This window comes from Klebsiella sp. WP3-W18-ESBL-02 (assembly GCF_014168815.1).
Taxonomy (GTDB): Bacteria; Pseudomonadota; Gammaproteobacteria; order Enterobacterales; family Enterobacteriaceae; genus Kluyvera; species Kluyvera ascorbata_B.
The window spans coordinates 76,011-99,935 of record NZ_AP021973.1; the positions used below are offsets into that span (position 1 = coordinate 76,011).

Annotated in this window: 21 protein-coding genes; 10 read left to right on the top strand and 11 right to left on the bottom strand. The window is 45.3% G+C overall.

Translation table 11 applies throughout. The features are described from left to right. Positions 1–5 precede the first annotated feature (5 nt). From H7R56_RS25255 to H7R56_RS25285, 7 genes are all read right to left on the bottom strand, one after another. Complete coding sequence (locus H7R56_RS25255) at positions 6–341, bottom strand: hypothetical protein (RefSeq protein WP_045269657.1); 336 nt, start codon at positions 339–341, stop codon at positions 6–8. Beyond that, a complete protein-coding gene (locus H7R56_RS25260; RefSeq protein ID WP_045269655.1) occupies positions 338–742 on the bottom strand; it encodes a hypothetical protein in 405 nt (134 codons plus the stop codon). The genes H7R56_RS25255 and H7R56_RS25260 overlap by 4 nt, the downstream gene beginning before the upstream one ends. A 365-nt stretch (positions 743–1,107) precedes the next feature. Beyond that, positions 1,108–1,914 (bottom strand): hypothetical protein, encoded by an 807-nt coding sequence (locus H7R56_RS25265; protein WP_016239971.1) that lies wholly within the window; start codon positions 1,912–1,914, stop codon positions 1,108–1,110. A 17-nt stretch (positions 1,915–1,931) separates the two neighbouring features. After that, complete coding sequence (locus H7R56_RS25270; RefSeq protein ID WP_016239970.1) at positions 1,932–2,372, bottom strand: hypothetical protein; 441 nt, start codon at positions 2,370–2,372, stop codon at positions 1,932–1,934. Between the two features lie 152 nt (positions 2,373–2,524). After that, entirely contained in the window at positions 2,525–3,886 is a 1,362-nt protein-coding gene (locus tag H7R56_RS25275) for an FRG domain-containing protein (RefSeq protein WP_000482601.1), read from the bottom strand. Positions 3,887–3,899: 13 nt separating this feature from the next. Further along, positions 3,900–4,703 carry a hypothetical protein gene (locus H7R56_RS25280; protein ID WP_000589340.1) on the bottom strand — a complete coding sequence of 268 codons (804 nt, stop codon included), beginning with the start codon at positions 4,701–4,703 and terminating at the stop codon, positions 3,900–3,902. Positions 4,704–4,761: 58 nt separating this feature from the next. Continuing rightward, positions 4,762–6,108 carry an ISNCY-like element ISLad2 family transposase gene (locus H7R56_RS25285; RefSeq protein WP_076611902.1) on the bottom strand — a complete coding sequence of 449 codons (1,347 nt, stop codon included), beginning with the start codon at positions 6,106–6,108 and terminating at the stop codon, positions 4,762–4,764. A 227-nt stretch (positions 6,109–6,335) separates the two neighbouring features. Here H7R56_RS25285 and H7R56_RS25290 point away from each other — a divergent pair, with 227 nt between their 5' ends. Then, a complete protein-coding gene (locus tag H7R56_RS25290) occupies positions 6,336–6,968 on the top strand; it encodes a DUF6904 family protein (protein WP_001567369.1) in 633 nt (210 codons plus the stop codon). A 28-nt stretch (positions 6,969–6,996) separates the two neighbouring features. Here the strand turns inward: H7R56_RS25290 and H7R56_RS25295 are convergent, their stop codons facing one another. Then, positions 6,997–8,400: an ISNCY-like element ISKpn21 family transposase gene (locus H7R56_RS25295; protein WP_001567368.1), complete on the bottom strand. Its 1,404-nt coding sequence runs from the start codon at positions 8,398–8,400 to the stop codon at positions 6,997–6,999. Between the two features lie 214 nt (positions 8,401–8,614). Here H7R56_RS25295 and H7R56_RS25300 point away from each other — a divergent pair, with 214 nt between their 5' ends. The 3 genes from H7R56_RS25300 to H7R56_RS25310 all read left to right on the top strand — a co-directional run bounded on the left by H7R56_RS25300 (position 8,615) and on the right by H7R56_RS25310 (position 9,930). Then, positions 8,615–8,929: a hypothetical protein gene (locus H7R56_RS25300; protein ID WP_009652923.1), complete on the top strand. Its 315-nt coding sequence runs from the start codon at positions 8,615–8,617 to the stop codon at positions 8,927–8,929. A 133-nt stretch (positions 8,930–9,062) separates the two neighbouring features. Next, on the top strand, positions 9,063–9,491 hold the full coding sequence (locus H7R56_RS27800; RefSeq protein ID WP_032155219.1) for a hypothetical protein: 429 nt from the start codon (positions 9,063–9,065) through the stop codon (positions 9,489–9,491). 13 nt (positions 9,492–9,504) lie between these two features. After that, entirely contained in the window at positions 9,505–9,930 is a 426-nt protein-coding gene (locus H7R56_RS25310) for a hypothetical protein (RefSeq protein WP_016241518.1), read from the top strand. 45 nt (positions 9,931–9,975) lie between these two features. On the opposite strand, the gene H7R56_RS25315 is transcribed toward H7R56_RS25310, so the two are convergent. Both H7R56_RS25315 and H7R56_RS25320 read right to left on the bottom strand, forming a co-directional pair. Further along, on the bottom strand, positions 9,976–10,197 hold the full coding sequence (locus tag H7R56_RS25315) for a hypothetical protein (protein WP_048213849.1): 222 nt from the start codon (positions 10,195–10,197) through the stop codon (positions 9,976–9,978). Positions 10,198–10,466: 269 nt separating this feature from the next. Then, the gene (locus H7R56_RS25320) at positions 10,467–10,973 is read right to left on the bottom strand and encodes a hypothetical protein (protein ID WP_007372203.1); all 507 of its coding nucleotides are present in this window, start codon (positions 10,971–10,973) and stop codon (positions 10,467–10,469) included. A 65-nt stretch (positions 10,974–11,038) separates the two neighbouring features. Between H7R56_RS25320 and H7R56_RS25325 the strand changes: the two genes are divergently transcribed. After that, a protein-coding gene (locus H7R56_RS25325) for an IS3 family transposase (RefSeq protein ID WP_370673415.1) occupies positions 11,039–12,552 on the top strand; the annotation gives its coding sequence in 2 pieces (ribosomal slippage) (positions 11,039–11,489 and positions 11,489–12,552; 1,515 coding nt in all). Between the two features lie 198 nt (positions 12,553–12,750). Continuing rightward, positions 12,751–13,164 carry a hypothetical protein gene (locus H7R56_RS25330; protein WP_182928838.1) on the top strand — a complete coding sequence of 138 codons (414 nt, stop codon included), beginning with the start codon at positions 12,751–12,753 and terminating at the stop codon, positions 13,162–13,164. 1 nt (position 13,165) lies between these two features. On the opposite strand, the gene H7R56_RS25335 is transcribed toward H7R56_RS25330, so the two are convergent. Then, positions 13,166–14,679, bottom strand: a protein-coding gene (locus H7R56_RS25335) for an IS3 family transposase (RefSeq protein WP_370673415.1) whose coding sequence is annotated in 2 segments (ribosomal slippage) — positions 13,166–14,229 and positions 14,229–14,679 — 1,515 coding nt in all. Because the reading frame shifts where the segments join, the coding sequence is not laid out codon by codon here. Between the two features lie 74 nt (positions 14,680–14,753). Here H7R56_RS25335 and traF point away from each other — a divergent pair. The 4 genes from traF to traN all read left to right on the top strand — a co-directional run bounded on the left by traF (position 14,754) and on the right by traN (position 23,919). Next, on the top strand, positions 14,754–15,854 hold the full coding sequence (traF, locus tag H7R56_RS25340) for a conjugal transfer protein TraF (RefSeq protein ID WP_007372246.1): 1,101 nt from the start codon (positions 14,754–14,756) through the stop codon (positions 15,852–15,854). Continuing rightward, positions 15,851–17,293: a conjugal transfer protein TraH gene (locus H7R56_RS25345; protein ID WP_009653894.1), complete on the top strand. Its 1,443-nt coding sequence runs from the start codon at positions 15,851–15,853 to the stop codon at positions 17,291–17,293. The genes traF and H7R56_RS25345 overlap by 4 nt, the downstream gene beginning before the upstream one ends. A gap of 14 nt (positions 17,294–17,307) precedes the next feature. Further along, positions 17,308–20,826, top strand: coding sequence for a conjugal transfer protein TraG N-terminal domain-containing protein (locus H7R56_RS25350; RefSeq protein WP_048213838.1), 3,519 nt, complete (start codon positions 17,308–17,310; stop codon positions 20,824–20,826). Positions 20,827–21,261: 435 nt separating this feature from the next. Next, entirely contained in the window at positions 21,262–23,919 is a 2,658-nt protein-coding gene (gene traN, locus H7R56_RS25355) for a conjugal transfer mating pair stabilization protein TraN (protein WP_007372250.1), read from the top strand. Positions 23,920–23,925 lie beyond the last annotated feature (6 nt).

Below are 23,925 nucleotides of genomic sequence, written 5' to 3' on the forward strand. Positions count from 1 at the left end.
CCTTTTTAGTTTTGTTTTCCAGTGTTGCATCCGGCGCGATATGCCTGAGTAACTTCAATATGCTCGGCTCGTTCCATTCCTCGTAAGTTTTCCGTCTGTTTATTAAATTTCTTTATTTTCTTCTCACAGACGGAATTGCGATGCTGTATTGCGTCCCTGGCTCCGGTTATACATGCGCCATAAATAACATCCGGGTTGGCAATTCTGGAAAAATTTGCGTAAGAATCACATGTAGCAGTCACTCTCATCTGCATCTGTGATTGCGTAATCGCCAGTGACTGATTTGCAAATAACAAACCGGCGATTGATATCAATAAGGGAAGGGTGGTTGAATTTTTCATTCAGCACCTCCCTGTAAAATACAATCAATTCCCATTGCATCAGTACCCCAAAGCTTGATATCCGGTTCACCACCTGATGCACCCTGAGTGCTCATATCCAGAGCAAGGATATAGAAACTGTTTTCATCAACATCAAACTCGTAGTTAACAAGTGGAGCGCCACTGGTCTGATACACCGATTGCTGAATATCCTGAATACGTTTTTGTGAGATGAGCTTGCCGTGATGCAGTAACTTTATGACGCCAGCGTCTTTCATGTAGCTCATGAATCCACTACTGGCACTACCGGTAACGTGTCGCTCAATGCTCCAGCCATCATGACAAACAATATTGTCTGCCATTGCAGTAACCGGAATGGTCATACTGGCGGCAAAGGTAAGGATTGGTATCAATCGTTTCATTCGAATCAGGTCCTAAGAAAATTATCAGGACGCCCGGTAATCTCAGTGAAGGCCGCAAGACATTTCAATCGTTATGCGCAACAGAGAGTACGGGCAACACAGCCAGCACAAGGATGACCATAAAACATCAGATTCAGCCTTTATCTACGTTTGTCAAAGCAAGTTTAAAATGTCACCTCTTTGTGCAAGATAGAAAGGGCACTTTCAGCCTATGTAATCATATTAATGTGACTGCTGCGTTATCCCACTCAACCAATTAATAAAGCAAAAGTTAAATATGAAAGACTGGAATAAAAATATAACGAAAACATCTTAATATGGAAATATCTGTGTCAACGGGATCTTTAGTTATTGAATATCTGGTTCTAAATAGGTTCTACATTCAACGGGAAGGGAAACCAAATATCTATATGTTTTTTATAAATACCATTACGTGGCAAACAACAATCTGCATATTTTTTTAAAGAATCTCCACATGGACAAATATTTTCTGGCGATAATACTCCATCATGTTCTTTCGCCTTAAATCTCCAGGTCGTAATATTGAAAATTTGATGTGGGGATTGTATGTATTTGACAACACTAATTAAAGTTGAATAGTTATAATGATCACCATCATTGGAGAAAAAAACACTACATTTGTTAACGGGATTACTAACTATGTCATAAGTAATTAATTCAAAATCGATCACTTCATCAAAGCAAAGAACTCCATTATAAAGTTTATTTTTAACATGACCACAATCATTAATAAAACTACGGGTTGTATTACATACTGAACATTTCACTTCTTTTATTATTTCACGAGAACTACCGAAGATTTTATATGGGAATAACGCCTGCCAATTACATACCATTCTCGCTAAGAAGTTAACACCATAGAAATTAACCTCAGGCAGAAACTCATTATTTTCTTTAATATGTATTAAATCTATTTCTATCCTTTCAAGTTCTACCCATGCTTCATAAAAATCACCTCTTGTAAGTAAATTAATGACTTGAATATATTTTAAATGGGCTAGTAAAATTGTTTTGTATAAAAACAATCTGTTTGATTCATTATTCAAGCTCAAGGATTGAGCTTTTTTTAACTCAGCATTAAGATAATCAAGAATAGCACTATCTTCTTGAGTAATACACATCCAACGCTTTAACTTTTCGTGAATATTCATAATATCTATATAGATTTTTATTTGATTTTGTTAATTACTTTTAAAACATCGTCTACTTTTCCAGAAACAGTGTATTTCACATGTTTTCCTGATTTATTTTTTTTAATTATAGAGACTTTAACGTCTATATCTCTAGTTCCAAAGTTATCAATTTTTTTCTGAATATAATTTGAAACAAGATTTACTAAAAAAGGTATCATTACTGATGTGGCAAAGAAAGTGCCTAACGCTAACGTTATACTGTTTAATTGCAGGTACGAAACACCATTAGAATCTCCGTACACTTTAACATTAGAATGTGATTGCTTGGTGAACTGGAAAAAATCCAGTGCATTACCTCCAGTAATTTTTGAACTATCAAAAACGATCGCAATCTCATCATCTTGAGGTTCATATGAAGAAATGATTTTTACCTCTTCATCTTCATCACTCATTTCACTCAAAGTAATGGGGTTCATTCTCAACTCCTTGTTTTATATTTTTACATTCAAATTTTACTATACGACTGGTTAATTGCTCCTGTCCAACACACACCAGAGTTCATATGCTTAGCATACAAGGGACCAATGCCAGTAGCGACAGGCTAGTGTGTCAAAAAACCACATGAAGATCAATCTCCTGCGGAAAATTTGGCCGCAATTAGTTTCATTGTCCTTTCCATGCCTTGATAAACTGTCGCATCTGTAATGTTTAACCTTGCGAGTTCCTTAAGTATTCTAGCTTTGTTTCTGATCACTATTTTTTCTACTTTAAACTCTTGCATAGCATCATCAGGGTTTGAAACTAAATCGGGATAAACAGCATTATTCCCAAATAATAAGAATGCACCTGACTGTGATGACATCCTTTCATTATTATTTCTTCCTTTAACGAAAATTAACCTTTCCAAATCTGATGGTATAATTACATCTTTAAAATAAGGTTTTTCATCTTTAATGTAATGTATGAGTTTTTGACAAGCTTCAGTTTTATTGAAAGCCTCCTTGTCCATTTTACAATCCAGCTGATCTTTCAGTGTTTGACTTAGCATTGATATATTTGATATGCAACTTACTGTATCAGAGTCAAAGAATTTTATACGATCCCTTTTTGTTTTGAAAATAATAACATGTCCATCAACCTCATTTGTATTTTCATTATTACTAATGTCGCAACAAGCGAAATACAGAGCGATTAGTGGATTTGATGTTATATCCAACAAACGAGTTGGTAGTCCGTAGTGTTGCATCCTTACTAACTTGTCTAGCATTGTTTTATCATCAACAAACTCAGTTGGCCTTGCTGTTAGGGCTTCACGGACTAAATTTGATTCACTGTGCAAATGCTTGAAGTTACCTTTTTTGTTTTTCCTGAAAACTGATGGAGCCAACTCGTAAGATACATCAGAATGTCCACGATAAAATATTTCTGCATCTTCTTCATGATCTTGTTCTAAAACACGCGCCATGAAACTTTGAACATTATCTATTATTGGGTAGTTATCAACTTCATCAGGAAGTGCTTCAGTAGGAGGAAGTGGTGTACTTCTTGTCGTTATATTTAGAAGTGCTAATGTTTGATTTAAATCACGTGCTTTTATTCCCCAGTGAGTCCGTTTCAGCCCATATGCACCTAATTCTAAAGCTGTTTGATATAACTCTTTGTTTATCACTACGACATCATCTTGTGAGTGAGTGATTCTGAAATCAAACTCAACATTTTTGTTAACTGTTCGTAGATTTGAAATTACACCAAGTCGCAAAGTAATGTATTCAACATTGTCTCGGGAATAAAGTTCTGACATAAAAAGCGTAGGTAATTTCTCAATATAAGATAATGCTTTATCATTCAAAGGCGTTAACTTCAACCGGATGTCATCAGAGGTGCCTTCTAACATACGTGATATAGGAAAATCACAACTCCCACTAACCCGTTCATACATGGGCCAATGTTCAAAATAGTCAGGTTCTCCGCCCATAATTAGATTAAACATTAAAACTAAATCCTTATATTTTACTTAATGAATTATTTACAATCCAATCAATTGCGCCAGAGGTGCGAATCCAAGGCTTTATATTATGATTCACATAATAAATGGCTTCATCCATTCCACCTAACGTGATATATCCACTGTTAGACTTGATCTGTAATCTGCACTTCGATAACAAGCCGGGGATGTGTCTATTAGAATCAATCGCAGCTTTAGCGATATCATCGGCATCCGGGGATGACTGTCGGTAGGCGAGTAGGGCGCGTGTATACTGAAAAAACGAACGCATATCCCCAGGATAATCGTCCAGTAGCAAGGCCAGATCATCCACCATTTCAAGCTCAAGGTAATAGTTCGCTAATAAATGACGAATCCCCTGGTTATCGTTCGGGTTGAGCTTCAGCATTTCGCGGCTATGAGCCATAGCCGGATAAAAATTACCAGACTCCCATAAGGCCTCAGCCAAAGCTGCTTTTGCTCTCATATATGGACGTGTTTCGACAAATCCCCAGAAACGTCCTGCGAACTCCTGAAAATCCTCGCCAAGTGCAATGCTGGCTGCGTACAAAGCAGTCTCCAGCTTCCCGATTTTTGACTCAGGAGGTTCTTGAGATATCTCGCAGTAGAATGAGTATGCGTCAGCACAGAGCGGGGATTTCTTGATAGCTTTTCTGATGAGTTTCAGCACAACTTCCAGGTCATCATTTTCCCAGGCATCGAACATGAACTCCTGAGCCGCAACCAGATCTAGATGTAATTGCTCAGAGCTGACAGCAGTTTTATACAAATCAACGCGCTTTGTAGTCGGGAATTTAATCATCTCAAGTATCCTTTTGGGGACTCACTGTTCCGGTACTTTGCAGCACTGATGGTCGATTCTATCGCTTTGAACTTGCCACAAACAAGCTCGGGTCTGCCAGAACGGGATTGATAGCCCGGAGCTGTTCCTGGATGCGCACCTGAGCCTTACGGCTGGGCGATTTTTTGCTTCGTTCCCGTTTGCCTTCGCTTTCCCGCTCATCCTGTTTTACCTGAGCCAGTCGGAGTACAGTCCCGAGACGTTTGTTATCAACAATCTGCCCCTGGTCGACACAGGCCAGCTTATCAAATGCCTGGCACTTAAGGCTCCGGTGCCCATAGAGGAAGGCGAGGGTGCCATCGGGATAATCCAGTACTTTAATTTTTTCACCGGCAAGACGGCTATTTTCTTCTGTGGTGTCCATGAGATAAAGGATCTTATCGTACTGGAAGGTCAGTGATTTCGACACGGTACGAACATCATGCCAGGCAAAGATGTCTCTTAATTCATCGGGGCTTTCCTGCACCGGACGATGCAAATCTTTGGGGAACTTAGCCGGTCGTGAAAACCGGCTGTTAAAGTCAGCGATGAAAGTGGCAAGCCAGGCATTTGCGGCCTCAATGCCGGTTATACCTTCCAGACGCATTTCTTTGATCAGCCGATCCTGAAGTGTCTGATTCGCACGTTCCACGCGGCCTTTAGCTTCAGAGCTGTTGGCACAAATAAGCTCGATTGCCAGGTCATAAAGCACACGTCCGAACTGGGTAACGGTGGTATTGCGTTTCTCCGGACCACTGACGCGAAATATTGCGTGTTTGTCACTGTACAGCGATACCGGCTTCCCATGCTGCTCGATGTATTCCCGGGTTGCCAGCATGTAGTCAAAGGCTGTTTCTGACTCGCTGAACCGCAAATGCATCAGACGCCCGGTGGCATCATCGATAAAGACCAGCAGGCAGCATTTTGGCGCACGGCCTTCAAACCAGTCATGGTGGGAGCCGTCGATCTGGATAAGTTCACCCAGACAATCACGCCGATGTCGGGGTTGATAAACCCGTGACTTACGGCGAGCATGCGGGACCCAGAGTCCGTCAGACGTCATCCAGTTGCGGACGGTCTCGATTGAAAGCCGGATATTATGGCGCTCTCTGAGTTTTTCTGCGGCCAGTGTGGGCCCAAAGTCACTGTAGTTTTCACGTATCAGCGTGAGTACTCGTAGTTTGAGAGATTCGGTCAACCGGCGGTTGCTGGGCTGGCCGCGTTTGCGGCTGACAAGTCCTTCAGCACCAGAAACTCGGTAACGATTGATAAGTCGTTGCGCCTGACGTTCTGAAATGCCAAGCTGTGATGCTGCATCACGACGGCGTAGACGCTTTTCACAAACTGCCTGTATCACCGGTAGGCGGTGGATCTCTTTATCTGACATGGTCACCAACATGCGTTGAGCCCCTTAGAATTGCATTCAGTTTAGCTTACTCTAAGGTGACGTTTCTATCTGGATAAAAAGTGACATTACTAAATGGTTCTAACAATCTAATGTCAAGGCTCAATTGAAATGTCCGTTATCCAGCTCAATTAAAATGACCACTTTGATCTCTCATTCTCTTTACTGATAGACTTTCCTCCGACTGAAACAACAGGATGATTGAGCCCATGCTTCGATACGAGTTAACGCCGAACAATGCAGGTTTTATACTGTGGGGAGATTCAGAAGCCCTGAATGAATTACATGAACTCATTCATTACATCGTGGATGAAAGCCCACTGATTAAAGTTAAAGACGGATTTATGTTATCCCTTGCCTATGATATTCGTAAAGCACGGGAAGGTAATCGTCGTGTTGAGCAACATCAGTATGATCAACATGATACATATAAGCTTTATGGTGTTGAGCTTTTATGGCCTCTGGTCCTGGTACAGTCCTCAATACTCAGAAACTCAATGGGTTATATTCAGACAGACAAAAACCAGCTGTCTGTCATGTATGCCTTTGAATACCTGATAGAATCAGCATTAACAGAGTCTGAGAGAACAACGTCGAATGATATTATGCTAACAGTAAAATATGCATCAGACTCTGATTTTAATTTCATTGAGGATAATATTGACAGCAGGTGCTGCTATTTTATCAGCCTATCTCCGGAGCAAAGAAAAAAGCAGTTAATCAGTATTGTTCGTTCTTTTCATTCATTATGGGGTAAGTATGCCCGTGAAAAGCAGGACATAAAGATGCTGAACGAAATGAATAATACATCATGGGTCTGGCCGGACAATATCAACTGGTGAGCAACCACTGTCCGGCCAGTGAGTACCATCAGCGGGCTCTTTTACCAAAAATGTCCTCTGAACGTGACTGAAGCTGTTTGAGTGCTTCGAGCATGTCATCATTATCCAGTGAGCGCTGGGATTTCTTCCCTTCCTGCTTTGGCCGTCGTCGGGAAGGGCCATCTCCAGCGGGAATTGACTGAGAGCGCGTGTTATCCCGCTTGCTCTGCACCAGACTGATAAACTCCAGGGTTCGGCCAAGACGCTTGTTATCGACAATCGCGCCCTGGTCGATTTCTGACAGTCGGTCGTAGGTAGAGTAGGGAAGTAGCGTACCGTTCAGGCGCAGCTCTTTTCTGCCATCAGGATAGTGATACACATCGATATATTTACCTATTGCACGGCGACTCAGTTCGCTGTCTTCAATCAGGTACAACATTTTATCATATTGTATCGTCAACGATTTTGAGACTTTACGTTTTTCACGAACAGTGAAAATAAGCCCCAGGTCCTCATCATGTTCTACAGCACGGTGTACGTCAAAATCATGTCGCGGTACTTTGCCAAAACGGCGGTTATAGTCAGCCATATAGGCCTCAGCGAAGTCATTTGCAGCCTCCATTGAACAAATGCCCTGTAACCGCAGCTCTTTGACCAGACGATCCTGTAAAGTGAGGTGAGCTCGTTCTACACGCCCTTTGGCGGGACTGGTTTCTGCACAGATAGTCTGGATGTTCAGTTCATGCATGGCTCGCCCAAACTGAGTATGCCCGTCTCCGCCTGTGGCGTGTTTATTGTTAACACGAAAAACACCGGCTTTATCGCTGTACAGTGCCAGCGGTTTACCATGCTTATCGATATAGCGCCGCGTGGCTTCGAAGTAAGAAAACGTGGACTCCGATTTAACAAACAACAGTTCCATCAGTTTGCTGGTTGCATCATCAACATAGACCAGCGCGGTGCAGGCCGGGCCACGGCCTTCAAACCAGTCGTGATCACAGCCATCTATTTGTATCAGCTCACCAGTACACGGACGCCGGTACCGTGGTTGAGGGATCCTTGCGGCACGTTGTTTACGGGGAACCCATAAGCCAGCCCGCACCATGATGCGCCGGACAGTTTCTTTGCCAAGAAACAGTCCGTGGAGTTCTTCGAGCTTTTCACGCGCCAGAGTCGGACCGAAATCAGCATAACGCGTCTTGATCAGTTCCAGAGCCTGATCTGCGAGCCCGGGTGGCAACTGGCGGTTACCACGCATGCCACATCGTCTGCTGGCCATACCAAGCGGTCCGCCTTCACGGTAACGGGCAAGAAGTCTGCGGCATTGCCTGTCGCTGATACCGAGGTGCTCGGCCGCACGGCGCGTTGTGATGCGACGTTCAATGACGTCCTGTATAATCTTGATCCGGTTGATCTCTTTCAAAGTAAACACTCCTGAGCTTTCTGCGCTCATGATATGCCTCCCGGTAGTTTAAACGGACCAGTGAAGCTTACCATAGCGCGGACATCTGAATTGAGCCACAGGCGGACATTACTATTGAGCCATTACAATCTAAGTGCGCATAATGAACCTTATGTTGAATTATGGTTAAGTAGTCGATTTTATGGTTGGAAGTGCCTGTTTGCAGTAAAATGCAGTTCATTACCTTTAACCACTGGAACTAGACATGGCTAATGAAGATCTCCCCTCTGGGTGCAAACGCTGTAAAGGATGCAATCAGGTTAAACCCTTCGAAGAATTCGGTAAGGAACTTAAGGGTAAGTTTGGCCTTAAAAGTAAATGCAAGTTGTGCATTAGCGATAAAAACAGAAATTATGCTGCCGGTTCCGGTGCAGGTGTAAAACTCCAAAACAATAAAAAATACCAGACCGAGCATAAGAGTGAACTGGCAGAAAAGATGAGAGTAAGACGGGCAAAGAAAAAATTTGGAGATAACTATGAAGCATATCTAGCATCTTTAGAAAGGATTAAAAACCTCTGATAATTACATAACAACCTTAGCCAATAAGACACAAAGATTATGTATTGTTGCTTTTATTTCAAAGCATCAACTTTATTGAAAAGTTACGCTATACACTGTGCAATTTATTATGCTGATTTAATTTGGTGATTATATGAGTTGTCATGACAGAGACATCAATAAGATCCTTCAATCATTCACTCACTTAATGGTTGAAGCAAAAAAAAGCATCTTTCATTCAAAATCAATGAAGGTTCAAGGTCTTCAGTTAGTAGATGAGTTATACATCCGTGCCCGGACGGGAAAAATGTCATACCTCGGTTCGTCGGTACTGGTAGTCGCAACCATTTCAGTGAAGACCCCAGGCAAAGGATTTTTCAGACAGTTACTCTCGAAATTAAAAGAAGCAGCTGAGACAAATAACTACATCTTAAAGGTTGAGAATGTCATCAGCACCGAACTTAGGGAGTTTCTTATCAGAGAGGGTTTTTCATTTCCTGGTGAACGGTGGATGTGCGGTTCCGGCTACTGGGCTCCATCATCACTTAGGCTTAATGACCAATTAAGCACCCTCCCCGTCTAATATGAGGCCGTAAATGTTCATAACCCCTGAAGTTGCTTATGTCTGCGAGCTGTTACATAAATATGATGTACTTCCACTCGAATGTGATGGTCATACTATGGTTGTAAGTTGCCTGCTAGATAGATTCTGTATACCGCACCAGCGCATCGTTGGAGAAGTAACGTTGGCTGGAACTGGCCAGATAATTCGACCTCATCTGTGGATAGAGTATGACGAATACATAATAGATTACCGCCTCCGCATGTGGGCAAGGAAAACCGAAGATAATGTTAGTCTAGTGCCTCATGGCATCTTTATCGAAGATAAAAGTCAGGCAATTTACACTGCTCAAAGAATTGCAAATAAAGCCATGATATCAGACTCGATAATTGATTTTATGACAGATGGGTTATGGACTAAGATTCTCCTAGAAATCCCTGGTAAAAAAAGAATTACATAAAGCAGGAGGATTAAGTTTGTTCATAAAGTTTTTCTTCACTGACACTCAAAGCAAAGATGTCTTTTTCCAAGCACCAATCTTAGAAAATATTTGCTTTTCTACTGACTCAAGTTGGTTCATTAAAAGATGATAGTCAGGAGTCTCAGCTCCAATGTTCCCTTCCCACTTTAGAATCAATTCACTTACCTTCCCTTTTAATGTTGCAAGGAGAACAAGCTGTTTCTTCGCGAATACAATCTCTTCCTGATGTATGTTTTTCTTTGCCATTGTAGTGTAGGTTCCATATCCATGTTGATTTATGTTAAGGATTACATTTTATTAACAATATTTTTATTGATTGTAAACACAAATCTCAATGGAATAGCATGAATTAAAGTCATCACGACCATTTTACCTAGTAGTATCAGCATGATAGTAAGTGAAATCAGATTATAAAAAGCAGATAGTCATATCGAACAAAAAGATAATTGAAATAAAACAAAAAACCATCACTGTTAAGTGATGGTTAATGATTTCAATATGGAATTATTTAGTAATCAAACAAAATAACCAGGATTATTAATCAGATCACTTTGTTGAGTACTATGTGCCATTTCAACAAATTCAGACACGCTTGTAATTTCATTGAGTGTGGTGATTGCGAATAATCGAAAAGAAAACTCTTTATTACCTTTTCTTGGGTAGATGTTCAGGAAAAAATTCAACTTTTGACCAACCGGACACATACTTGAAACCGCAGCATAAGATTGTGTCTGTCTGAGGTACTGAGTGAGGAATTGAGCAAGATCAACACCCTCATCAGACGTTAACGACCTGGATGTCTGAACCTTTAATAACCTTACAAGGTTATCTATGGCGGTCTGAATAGGAAGAAGTTCTATCTGAGGAACCTTCAAAAAATCAGCTATGATAATACCAAGTAACTGGCTCTGATCGTTCATGAAATTATGGATATAAAGAAAGTGTGAGTCACCGAATCTTTCAGCAGAATCATACTTAAAATTCCATTCATTCAATACTGCACTGTACTTCATTTTATTCATGGCCCCCTCTGTCAGGATAGTTGTCACCCCCATCGAAAATACTAATGACAAGATGGGAACAGATCGTGAAACGAATTTCACCAGAACGTAAATCGGCTGCACTGGCTAAATTACTACCGCCTTACAACATGACCGTCACCGCAGTTGCGCAGATGGAAGGGATATCGGAAGCTACCCTTTATTACTGGCGTAACAAGGCGAAAGCAGAGGGAATACCGGTGCCGGGTGCAAACAAAACTACAGACCAATGGTCAGCCGAAGCCCGGCTGGCTGTGATTATCGAAACAGCTACACTCAGCGAAACAGAACTCGCGCAATACTGCCGTAAAAAAGGGCTTTACCTGGAACAGATTAGTCAGTGGAAACAAGGCTTTTTGCAGGTGTCTTCGCCCACTGACAAAGCGGCGCTCAAACAAAGCCAGAAAGAAGTTAAACAACTAAAACGCGAACTGCTTCGTAAGGAAAAGGCGCTGGCGGAGGCGGCAGCGATACTGGTGCTGCGAAAGCAGTTGCGGGATTTTTACGGGGAAACCGACGAGGACGACTGACGCCCGGAACAGAGCGGCAGGCACTTATCGGTTACGTGCGGGACGCGATGGCGTCAGGAGCTCGGCTGTCAATAGCGCTGACGGAAGCGGGATTAAGTGAACGGACGTGGCGACGCTGGCAAACGTCGTGGGAAGACAAGCGTGTCAGCACGGTCAGGCCCTCCCCGGTGAACCAGTTAAGTGAGCAAGAAGAGCAACAGATACTGGCAGTGTGCCATCAGCCAGACTACGCCAGCCTCCCCCCGTCACAAATCGTACCGGCGTTGGCGGATAAGGGGATTTATCTGGCAAGCGAGTCAACCTTTTACCGGGTACTGCGTCGTCATGGAGAGGTGCATCGCCGGGGACGGCAACGGGCAGCGCAGAAAGTCACCCCGGCTACGAGTTGGCAGGCCAGCGGGCCGAATGAGGTGTGGACATGGGACATTACATGGGTTCCGTCAACCGTAAAGGGGCGCTGGTTTTACCTGTATCTGGTGGAAGACCTCTACAGCCGAAAAATCGTGGGATATGAAGTGCATGAAACTGAAAGTGGTGAGCAGGCGGCAGCCCTGATACAACGCACGGTCCTTCGGGAAGGATGCTGGCAAAACCCGCCGGTACTGCATGCGGACAACGGCGCGGCGATGAAGTCACAGACGTTGCAAATGAAGCTACACGAGCTGGCGATAACCCCCTCTCACAGCCGGCCGGGAGTGAGTAACGATAATGCGTATGTGGAGTCGCTGTTCCGGACACTGAAATATGTCCCGCAGTGGCCGTCATCAGGGTTCGGCAAGCTGGAGGAGGCGCGTGAATGGATAGAGGTTTTTGCTCAGTGGTATAACGAAATGCACAGACATAGCGGCATCAGGTATGTGACGCCGGGTCAGCGACATCGTGGAGAAGACGGTGTGTTGCTGAAAAATCGGGATGAGGTGTACAAAAAGGCAAAAGCGGAACGGCCTGAACGCTGGTCTGGCAGAACACGAAACTGGCATCCGGTAGGCAAGGTAATGCTGAATCCAGAACGGGAAAAACAGGCAGCCTAAATCAACCGGGGGTGCCAACTACCTTGACACTTACCGATGGTTAGCTCCTCTTTATATAAAAAAAGATTAACGCAACATTCATCGGTGACGAAATTCTAAGACCCGTTAATTTCGCCCCCTATTGGGGTCATAAAAAATTGTCACGCTACGGCCTGTCTGGCAGAATCCCCTGAAACCGATTTGCGATAAGTAACCCTGATGAAAAACCTCATTAATGATGTTGCGACTGAAGCACGGGCATTACTGAACGGTATCCTCGCTGACTGTGATACCGATGACACAACGGGCACATGCCTATTTGCCAGTCTGCTATTAGCTCGTCTGGCACATAGCAAAGGGTTATCAGCTGTGATTAGAGGTGGCGATGGGAAATCTGACGGCGGGTTATTCACTATGTATGGCGGGTTCGGTCATTACTGGTGTGAGATCTCCAACAACGATGAATTCCATATTGTTGATATATCGGCAGATCAATTTGGCTTCGAAGGAGTTATCGTTAAGAACATCAAAGAGGTAGAAGGCTGGCCACGTTACATCCCTGGAAACCAGGATGTCGTAAATGCTGGAGTTGAGGAGCCGGTAAGTGTCAAGGTAGTTGGCACCCCCGGTTGATTTAGGCTGCCTGTTTTTCCCGTTCTGGATTCAGCATTACCTTGCCTACCGGATGCCAGTTTCGTGTTCTGCCAGACCAGCGTTCAGGCCGTTCCGCTTTTGCCTTTTTGTACACCTCATCCCGATTTTTCAGCAACACACCGTCTTCTCCACGATGTCGCTGACCCGGCGTCACATACCTGATGCCGCTATGTCTGTGCATTTCGTTATACCACTGAGCAAAAACCTCTATCCATTCACGCGCCTCCTCCAGCTTGCCGAACCCTGATGACGGCCACTGCGGGACATATTTCAGTGTCCGGAACAGCGACTCCACATACGCATTATCGTTACTCACTCCCGGCCGGCTGTGAGAGGGGGTTATCGCCAGCTCGTGTAGCTTCATTTGCAACGTCTGTGACTTCATCGCCGCGCCGTTGTCCGCATGCAGTACCGGCGGGTTTTGCCAGCATCCTTCCCGAAGGACCGTGCGTTGTATCAGGGCTGCCGCCTGCTCACCACTTTCAGTTTCATGCACTTCATATCCCACGATTTTTCGGCTGTAGAGGTCTTCCACCAGATACAGGTAAAACCAGCGCCCCTTTACGGTTGACGGAACCCATGTAATGTCCCATGTCCACACCTCATTCGGCCCGCTGGCCTGCCAACTCGTAGCCGGGGTGACTTTCTGCGCTGCCCGTTGCCGTCCCCGGCGATGCACCTCTCCATGACGACGCAGTACCCGGTAAAAGGTTGACTCGCTTGCCAGATAAATCCCCTTATCCGCCAACGCCGGTACGATTTGTGACGGGGGGAGGCTGGCGTAGTCTGGCTGATGGCACACTGCCAGTATCTGTTGCTCTTCTTGCTCACTTAACTGGTTCACCGGGGAGGGCCTGACCGTGCTGACACGCTTGTCTTCCCACGACGTTTGCCAGCGTCGCCACGTCCGTTCACTTAATCCCGCTTCCGTCAGCGCTATTGACAGCCGAGCTCCTGACGCCATCGCGTCCCGCACGTAACCGATAAGTGCCTGCCGCTCTGTTCCGGGCGTCAGTCGTCCTCGTCGGTTTCCCCGTAAAAATCCCGCAACTGCTTTCGCAGCACCAGTATCGCTGCCGCCTCCGCCAGCGCCTTTTCCTTACGAAGCAGTTCGCGTTTTAGTTGTTTAACTTCTTTCTGGCTTTGTTTGAGCGCCGCTTTGTCAGTGGGCGAAGACACCTGCAAAAAGCCTTGTTTCCACTGACTAATCTGTTCCAGGTAAAGCCCTTTTTTACGGCAGTATTGCGCGAGTTCTGTTTCGCTGAGTGTAGCTGTTTCGATAATCACAGCCAGCCGGGCTTCGGCTGACCATTGGTCTGTAGTTTTGTTTGCACCCGGCACCGGTATTCCCTCTGCTTTCGCCTTGTTACGCCAGTAATAAAGGGTAGCTTCCGATATCCCTTCCATCTGCGCAACTGCGGTGACGGTCATGTTGTAAGGCGGTAGTAATTTAGCCAGTGCAGCCGATTTACGTTCTGGTGAAATTCGTTTCACGATCTGTTCCCATCTTGTCATTAGTATTTTCGATGGGGGTGACAACTATCCTGACAGAGGGGGGGGTAATTCCGATGAAATATCAATTTTTAACTAAAATCATTATTCCCCTGCTAGTGGGATTTGCTTTTTCTACCTCAGTTCTTGCGGATGAGGGTAACACCCCAACGTCTCAATCCCCTCAGACCACCAGTGACGACCTCGCTGGTGGTCAGGCATTTCTGAATGGAAAAGAGGAAGGTTGGTTCTGGCGTAAATCGCCACCTGAGCCAGTGAAGAAAAAGCCAGTGAAGTTACCTCCTCCGCCGACTTTACCGCCTCAAGAAACGCCTAAACAGGTTGCTCAAACACCTATGGAGTCGACTCCAGAACCTGCCGCAACTGAAAAGCCCGGCCCGGCTCCGTTCACCGTAGCCTGGTTTAATGAAAACATTCAGAAACTACGCAACCAGGCCATCGACAATCCTACCCAAGAAAACGTTAGGGCATATTTTCTGGCCCAACGCATTATGCTGGATAAAGCCAGCCGCTTTACTGATATGGCTAGGTTGGTTACTTCTACCGACCCCCTCATAGATGAGAATAGCCGCCGCTCAACCTCAACATTTGGGGCAATGGATCAATCGAATGAAGCTGAAAACAATTCGAGAACGGTCATAAAAGACGTAGCGACAAAAGCAGGATTGTTTTTCTTCTTCCGTGGGGAAAACTGCTCCATATGCGTAAAGCAAGCTTCTGTTATGAATACGTTTAGTTTCATGACAGACATGAAGGTCATCCCAATTTCACTTGATGGTAAACCTCTTCCAGGGAATATTTACCCGGACTGGAGGCCTGATTCTGGCCAGGCATCAAAGCTCCAAATATCAAACGCACCTGCGATAGCTCTGGCAATCCCGCCATCTACAACACGCATTGTCTCATTTGGGCCTATCAGTGCAGACCAGTTAATTTCAAGAACAGTCCTTATTGCCCACGATGCAGGGATCATTTCTGACCAGCAATATAAGAGCACCTTGCCATATAACGATACCGGCTATATCGACTCAAACATTCTGAATGACATGCCTAAAGACCTAACTCAACAACCTGATGAGTTTATCAAATATATACAAGCTAAAGCTGGCTACGGTTCGACACCTAACCCAAATGCTAATAACCCGGGGGAAAAATGAAGATTTCGCGCAACTATAATATAAAGAATGTATTCCGTAGAAACATTCTTGCAATTTCTATCTGCCTCTCCGGGTTGACAGCTTTTCAATGCGAGGCCACCAGCATTAGTACTCAGCTAGACAGTATGTTCGGCTCTATGTCGAATGTTACAGCTCCCGGTGATTATCAGAGCGTTACACGTGATGGATATACCGGTGGCGGATTTGTTCTACGTAATAAGCTCCGTACATTGACACCTATTAGTATTAGTCTCCCTTCTGCGTCGGGAGGATGTGGAGGGATAGACCTTTTCGGCGGGTCATTCTCGTTCATCAACGCTGATCAGTTCGTCCAGATGCTACGTAATATTGCTTCTAATGCTGCCGGTCTAGCTTTCCAGTTGGCCCTGAACGCTATGGATGCCGTTCTGGATAATGCTATTTCGAAAATGCAGGCAATCATCCAGCAGATGAACGATCTGACCGCAAATTCGTGTCAGTTAGCGAAGGGGTTGTTAGTCGACACTGCCTCTGCATTTGGTGACAGTGCAAAGGCTGCTGTATCTTCTCAGCTGTCCTCTGATGGCCTCTCAGACCAATTTAAAGCCATGTGGGGCAATATGGGTGGTGGTAAAGCACCCGACGTACAAAAACAAGAGGCAGGGAAAAGAAAGGCATGTGACGATTACGGTAACATTGTGTGGTGTTTGCTCCAGAATGGTAGCTTTAGTAATCAATTCATCGGCTCCGAAGATGAGCAAAAAGAACTTATTATGTCTATGACCGGCACCATCATCGTCGGTAGCCAGTTGGGTACAGATAAAGATGGGTCAGCTAAAAAGAGTGTGGTTAGGATTGCTCCACTCGCAACTTCAAATGTCCTGGATTCTTTTATAAATGGTGATGATAGTTTCGATTTCTGGTCTTGTTCAGGTCAGACTAGTACTTGTGAGAATCCCAAAAAACAGACCAAAATAATTAAAGGTCTCGCTGCCAATATCACACTCTTCTTTATCGATAACGGATATTTGAGCTCGGCCAGAACTGGTTCAAACCCTGGGGATGCTAAATTACGGCAAGCAAACTACTACAACGTAGCTGGTGCTACCAGTAAAGCGACTCAAATTGCACGTCATGATTTAGCCGCATCTTATTCCTATATACGTGAACTATCTCCTGTCATAGCCTATTCAGCTGCTTATAACTACCTCAGCGAAATGCTTACGGCTGCTGCGACCGGCGCACGGCTCCAGCAGGAAAATGATAAATCGGCGTCAGTTTATTATAAGGATGCTGGAGAGCTAATCGAAAAGGCAAGGCAAAATCTGTATGTCTCCTATAACGCCATGATATCCCGTTATGGTGGCGAGGCCCGTATACCTGAATCATTCAGCAACTATATGACAACGCTTCCGCAGGTTCATTATGAATCTGAAGGTTCTCTTGATGGCTCGCTCTAACAAGGTAACTTAATATGAGTGAATGGAACGTATATACTGTTGGCAACATTGAATTTATTTATAATATATTCAATTCCGTTGCCATGTTATTGAATGATGGCACTTACGGATCCTTGTTTAGGATTTCAGCACTCATTGGTGTAATTTGTGTCGTGCTTGCTGCTGCTATATCAGCCGGGAAATCATTATCCCTTTCTCATATGTGTGTGGCCGTCGTGATGTATTACCTGTTTTTCAGTGTATCGATGCGCACCAACATTGAAGATGTTACAACGGGTAAGTTTCGTGCTGTTGATAATGTACCAGCGGGATTAGCCGTTGCCGCATCTGTACTGTCTACTGTTGGGTATGCAACTACCGAGAAGATGGAGCAGGCATTTTCTGTCCCAAGCATGACTGAGTATGGGTCTCTGGATCCCCTTTTCACTCTGGCCACTTTATACGACACATTGAAAACGCCAATGCGCTGGACGGGTCAAACTGGTGCTTACGGTGATCTGGACGCAAGCGTTTCAAACTATGTGAAGAACTGCGTAGGCAACGATATTATTCGTGGGTCTAAAACCTTTGCTTCAATGTATCGCTCTAATCAAGGTGTATCAGGGCTAGCCTCGAACGATTCCTTCCAGCGGGTTGTTATTTACGACAATGTACGTAGCGGCTGGTCTACCAGTACTGAAGAATCTTCAAATGGGGGCTCACTTTATACCTGTTCTGACGCGTACACGAAACTTAAAGGACTCGCTACCCAGAACGCTTCTAGCCTGGACTCAGCTTTTGCCAGCTCTTATACCGCATCCGGGCGCACTTGCGGTGGTGCGCCATGCTCAGGTTCAGGAAAAGCCCAGGAAGTACTGAATTTCTTCAACATAAGTGGCACTGATATTCGTGATTTCCAATTGATGTTGGTCATGTACCCTCATTTCAGGGAACTGCCAATGTACGGACTCGAAAGCTCATTTCGTGGTACTGCTGCTGTAACTCGCGCCCAAACCATGACTCAACAGGCATTCCAATGGTCTTCTTCTGGTTCATCATTCTTGAGCTGGATGGGTTCATTTATGCCGATTTTCCAGGGAATAATATACGCACTCGCACCATTTATGGCCTTCCTTTTCGGTCTGGGTATTATGGGTTTGCGACTGGTGATGAAGTACTTCCTCGTTATCATCTGGACATGGACTTGGCTTCCCCTCGCAGCGGTCGTCAACATGTATGTGTTAAACAGTATCCGTGATACGTCAAGCCAAATTCTTGTCAGTTCGGGTTCTGGCGGACTTAGCTTTGCTCAGCTTTATCAGCTCCTGTTTGAGACTCAAAAAAGTATAGGTCTTGCTGGTAATTTATACGCGATGATCCCGGCCCTGGGTGGATTCATTGTCTGGGGCAGTTCTGTTGCCTTTAACTCTCTTGCAAGCTCAGCAGCAGCACCTTCAGCTGCCGATACTAAAACTCTCGCACCTGATGTCACCAACGCTCCTGCGATAAACAGTCGTGGTTCCGATGTTGAATTTAACCCAACACAAGGAACTATCATGGGTGGGTCTTCTGGCACTCTCCCTGCCATTGACATGAAAAAGGTCGCTACTCACAACCTGTCCAGCGCTAAGCAAGAACTAGATTCAGCATCCAGTTCCTTGACTGCCCAATCTGGAGCAATGATTAGCCAGGTGGCCAGTAACATGAATTCTGGTGGACATTCGCAAGTTTATAGTGACGCTTCCAATGCAGCATTTGCCAGCCTGAGCAGCTCAGATCGTGCCCTTGTCAGTTCTGTGGCTAAAGAACAAGGTATTTCTGATATGCAGGCGCTTGTCTCTATCGCCAAAGGTGATGTGAGTGTCGGTGGCGGTGCGGGAAGTTCAAGTGCTGGTGTTGGTGTTAAAGGTGGAATGTCACGTTCAGAGGCAGAAAGCAGTGGCCTGAGTAATGACAACAGTGCTAAGTACGGTTCTACAGACAGCGCCTCGTCGCACAAAATAGACAGTGCGACCCAGTCACGCATCGTCAATACCGCAGCAAGTGCGATGTACCAGTCCTTATCGCAAGAAGGTGAGAGTTCTCAATCGACTCGTTCTTTTGCTGAGGCAAATCAAAGAATGCAGTCCGCACAAAAGAACTTCCAGGAAGCAAACTCCTTCGTTTCAAGTACCTCAATGGGCCAGACAATGAATGCTGCGCAACTTGCTACAGCCATTGGTCGTAATCATGATGCACAAGCAACATTGACTCAAACCCTCGCGGCGCACCCGGAACTGTCCAGCAAAATCGCCGGTGATGCAGCGAGCCTGACCTCTTTAGGTATGACTCACGAAGACGCGCATACCTTTGCTCAATTCAAAGCAGCCAGTGAACTTGGTGTTGCCGGTGCAGTAGCTGCCAAAGCCGGGTTCATTAACGCTGATTCCAGCCCAGTACTGACGACAACTGCATCTGAGCAATACCGTGGCGTGAGTGGTGGAGCTGAAAGCGCTGGTGGCCGCGCAGTTGCTGGTGCAGCGGACGTTGGCAACTCCGTTAATGCAGTAACAGGCCGATCTTACGGAGCGCTTGGTGAAGCACATGCGTCATCGTCTGATGGTTATGGGCAAGGCCAGGTTAATACTGTCGGGGGACAGAATAGCGGTGCAGTTGAGCAAATTCACAAGGGAAATGAGGGTGAAGTCATGACGAAAGCGGGTAACACCGCCGCAAATGATTTCGAAAACAACCACTATAATCTTGGCGGTATTACTGGCGATTTTAATAAACTCGTTTCTCATGTCAGTAATGCGTTCAAAGAAAGCCCGGTATATGAACAGGTACATGATCAGGCCAGAACCATCGCTGGGGAAATTCCGCTTGGTGGAGATGCAAACCGCGAAGCGGCGCGAGATTCTATTGTGAACTACTACGCCATGACTAAAGCTGGAGCGTCTGAGCAACAACTTTCCCAGGCCCGCAGTGACATGATGGCACGTATTCAACTCGCGACGGGTGGTCAAAATGACAATGGAACGGTTATGGGCGGAAATACTGCTCTTGCCCGTGGTATTGCAGCCCGTATTGATAATGCCGGTTTAGACCGTTCAGCCAATGATGGCTCCATTATTCAACAGGCTACTACTGCACTGAATACCGATCGCCAAACCCACGAATACAACACCGGTGGCATGGCCAACAACCTTGGAGGGATGCATCAGGCATCAAATGGAGGTTCTGCTGTGGGTGATGGCGTCCCTTACGCGATGGGAACCCACAACCAGGGATACGGCGAGGCTGAGACAATGACCGTTAATGCCCAAGGTGCTGAAGGTCATAATGGTTTAAACCAGAACTCAAACTATGGTGGGTCTGAGACAACAAACATTAATACCCAAGGCGCTGGTGGTCATAGTGATTCAAATAACGGAGGTACAATGTTCAGTGATCCGCCACCTGCACGTGCAACCCAGTCGCATCAGGAGTATGTACCTGTGCATCCACGTAATAAAGAGAACAATGGAGGTCATAGTGGTGGAAATGACGACATGATAATTTCATCGAGTAAGTGATTCGCAATAAAGCCCTGCAATCTTGCAGGGCTCTTATGTGGTCACGAACATGTATACGACAGGAAGGCTCAGTAAAGAATAGAGCAGAATATAAAACTCCCACATACGCTCACATTTGCTCTTGAACGTTCTGCCATTTTTTCCACGTCCCCTCTTACCATTTCCACCACCATAATCTGAATCGCTTGGCCCCGATAATGGGATAAGGCCAGTAATACCAAACATGTCCATAAGTACCTCCAGTCGGTAATATTCAAGACGCTGAAAACACCCTCGTTTTGCCGTCCTTCTTTATTGTCTGAAACCAGTCTGTTTAATACGCTGCCTGCTTAATCCTTCATTTTAGTAGCTTCGCATAGAAATGCTGGCTGACGAAATTTAGTTACCGAGATCTCTGATTTCATAATCAGTAACCACGACAAAGGTGATCATAGAATGAAAAACCTTTTCCGCAAAAAATGGTTTTACAGACCACTCTGCACAATAACGATGTTATGTCACCTTGGTGTTGTATCCTACGTGCCGTATGCCTTTTCAGCAACGACCCAGGAAAACGTTACATCTGCCACTAATTTCTATAAAACACTGCCGCAAGTTTCAGCTACGTCAAATGGTACGGTTCAGTATGGAAAAGGCCAGGCCGTTGATTTGAACTCTGCTTATCCAAATCAAGGTTCATCAACTTCACTGGATAGCCTGAAAGGAACCTACGGAGATGACAGCAACACGCTAAAACTGGGCAATACAACCAACGCCAATCTGAAAACCGAAAATTCACTGCGCGGCGAAGCTTACCGAACGCTGGTGGGCTCAACGAAAACTACAGCAAACATTAAACCTGATGATTCCATCTTTGATGGCCATAAAGACTTCCTGGAGAATCAGGATAAGTACATGCAAGATCTTGGTGATTGTTCTATGACCAAGACCATGACGAATAAGGACACCGTCAACCATATCCCTGATTATCGCGAATGTACCCGTACCACAAGTGTCAGCGGCACATTCACCCTCTACCATCCTTACGTTGCCGGTATGCTCTCGCATTATAGTGGCGCGGCGAACATCGGTTCTTGCGGCACTAACTGCATCGAACTCTGGCTCGGGACTGTCGGTGATAACTACTGGGACGGCAACTGCACAATATTTGAACAGGCAATGGCCGTCACTGTCTACAATCCCCAGGCAGTTACCAGCGCCAAGATCATCAGGGCTAAATGGGATGATTACATGCAGATTTATGTCGGTGGTACAGATAGGGGTAGTTTGGTTTGGGCAGGGCCAAAAGGTTTAAACGTCTTCCCGCCAGAGACATCAGGAGCCTGTGAATTAAAAACAAGCTGGGATCAGTCGATTAATGTAGATGTAACAGCACAAATCCGAAATACCCCCCAAAATGGCGTTCTTAATTTCAAAAACCGTGTGTCAGTGACTGGCAGCGGCGAAGGTTATGCTCTCATTTATATTTACTTTGACCCAAACAAAATTATCTCGGATAACGCCTGGACTGTTGATAAACCTGAACAATTCGATACGTTGCTGAAGGCCATCAACGCCGGGTATTGCCAGAATTACACGGTAACCTGCCGCGAGACAGTCATTCCTGATGCAAATGGGTGCGCAACCATAAATGGCGCACGTATCTGCGAAAACCAGCTTGCTAAGCCGCCGATCGGAGGTCTCTCACCTTTCTGTAAGTCTGCAACGGTAGTTTCCAACTGCGGAACCGACGGTGGCGTTAACAATACTTGCAAGCAGTACGATGCAAACACTGCATGTAAATTCATTAAGTCCACTTGCATAACAGGTGCGGAGGGTGACAAAAATGGGTGCTGGCAGGCAACCGAGGTATGGGATTGCGGAACGGATGTCGTTGTACCCAATACCTCCTCCACCGATACCTATACTTGTCCTGGCGCTGTGCAATGCCTTAATGGGTCTTGCCTACAGCCTTCTGCTGAACCAAGCGGCGATTTCAACAAAGCAGTTGCAACTCTTCAGGCCGCAACTTACGCATTGAATGAAATGAAGTGTGGCGATGATACTGACGAAACCAACCGTTCCTGCACTCTTTTTAAAGGTGAGTCTGCACAATGTAAATCGGCGATGGGGGGATGGGTGGATTGTTGTGATCAGCCCGTAGATGTCAGCTGGATTCAGTATTTGCAGTTGTCCTACTACACTCTAAAAATTGCTGATGCTGTCTCTGTAAAAGCCGGTATGTTCGAACAGGGAAAAGGTATTTTTGACATGGGTTCCGAACTTATGACTAATGCCATCGATACAATAACTCGACCAGCTATTTCCGCTTTCAACAGTCTGGTTGGGTCGGCAGGTACTGAAGCGGCTCAGCAAGCTACAGAAGCAGGTTTGTCCGGTTTGATGAATCAGGCTATAGGAGCGCTGACGAAACAAGTTGCTCAATGGACTCTTGATACCTTCGGCCCTGCTGCGACGAATCTGATATTTGAAAGTGCGGCCTCTGGCGGTGGCGCAGCCGTAACATCGTCTGGCCTGGCTACATCTGTTCAATTGTCGTCAACTATTGTTTCGGCAATATCCGTGGTTGGATATGCTTACATGGCGTACCAGATTGCTAATATACTGGTCAACATCATCTGGGCTTGTACTCCTGATGAATTTAAGCTTGCCGTTAAGAAAGAAACAAAATTGGCCGTGCATATATCCAGCTGGTGTGAAACAAAGTTTCTGGGTGTCTGTATCGAGAAACGGTCAAGTTATTGCACGTTTGATTCTCAGATTGGTCGCATCATTCAGGAACAAGGGAGACCAATGTTAGGTATCGGCTGGGGGGATAAAAAGAACCCGGATTGTCGACCACTGACGTTAGAAGAATTTGGACGGATTGATTTTAACAAACTCGATTTGTCAGAGTGGATTGGTTCACTTTACGAGGCGAAACTTTTACCTAAAGCGTCGGAAATAAATCTGGATAAGATAACCGGTAAAGGAAACGTATTGAATATAGATGGATCTCGCCAGAACTCCCTGGAGCGATTCCAGAGCGGTGTTGACAGTATCGATGTTGATGCGGCGAAATCTAGCACAGAGGCTGTTTTGAAAACTCAATAGCTTTGC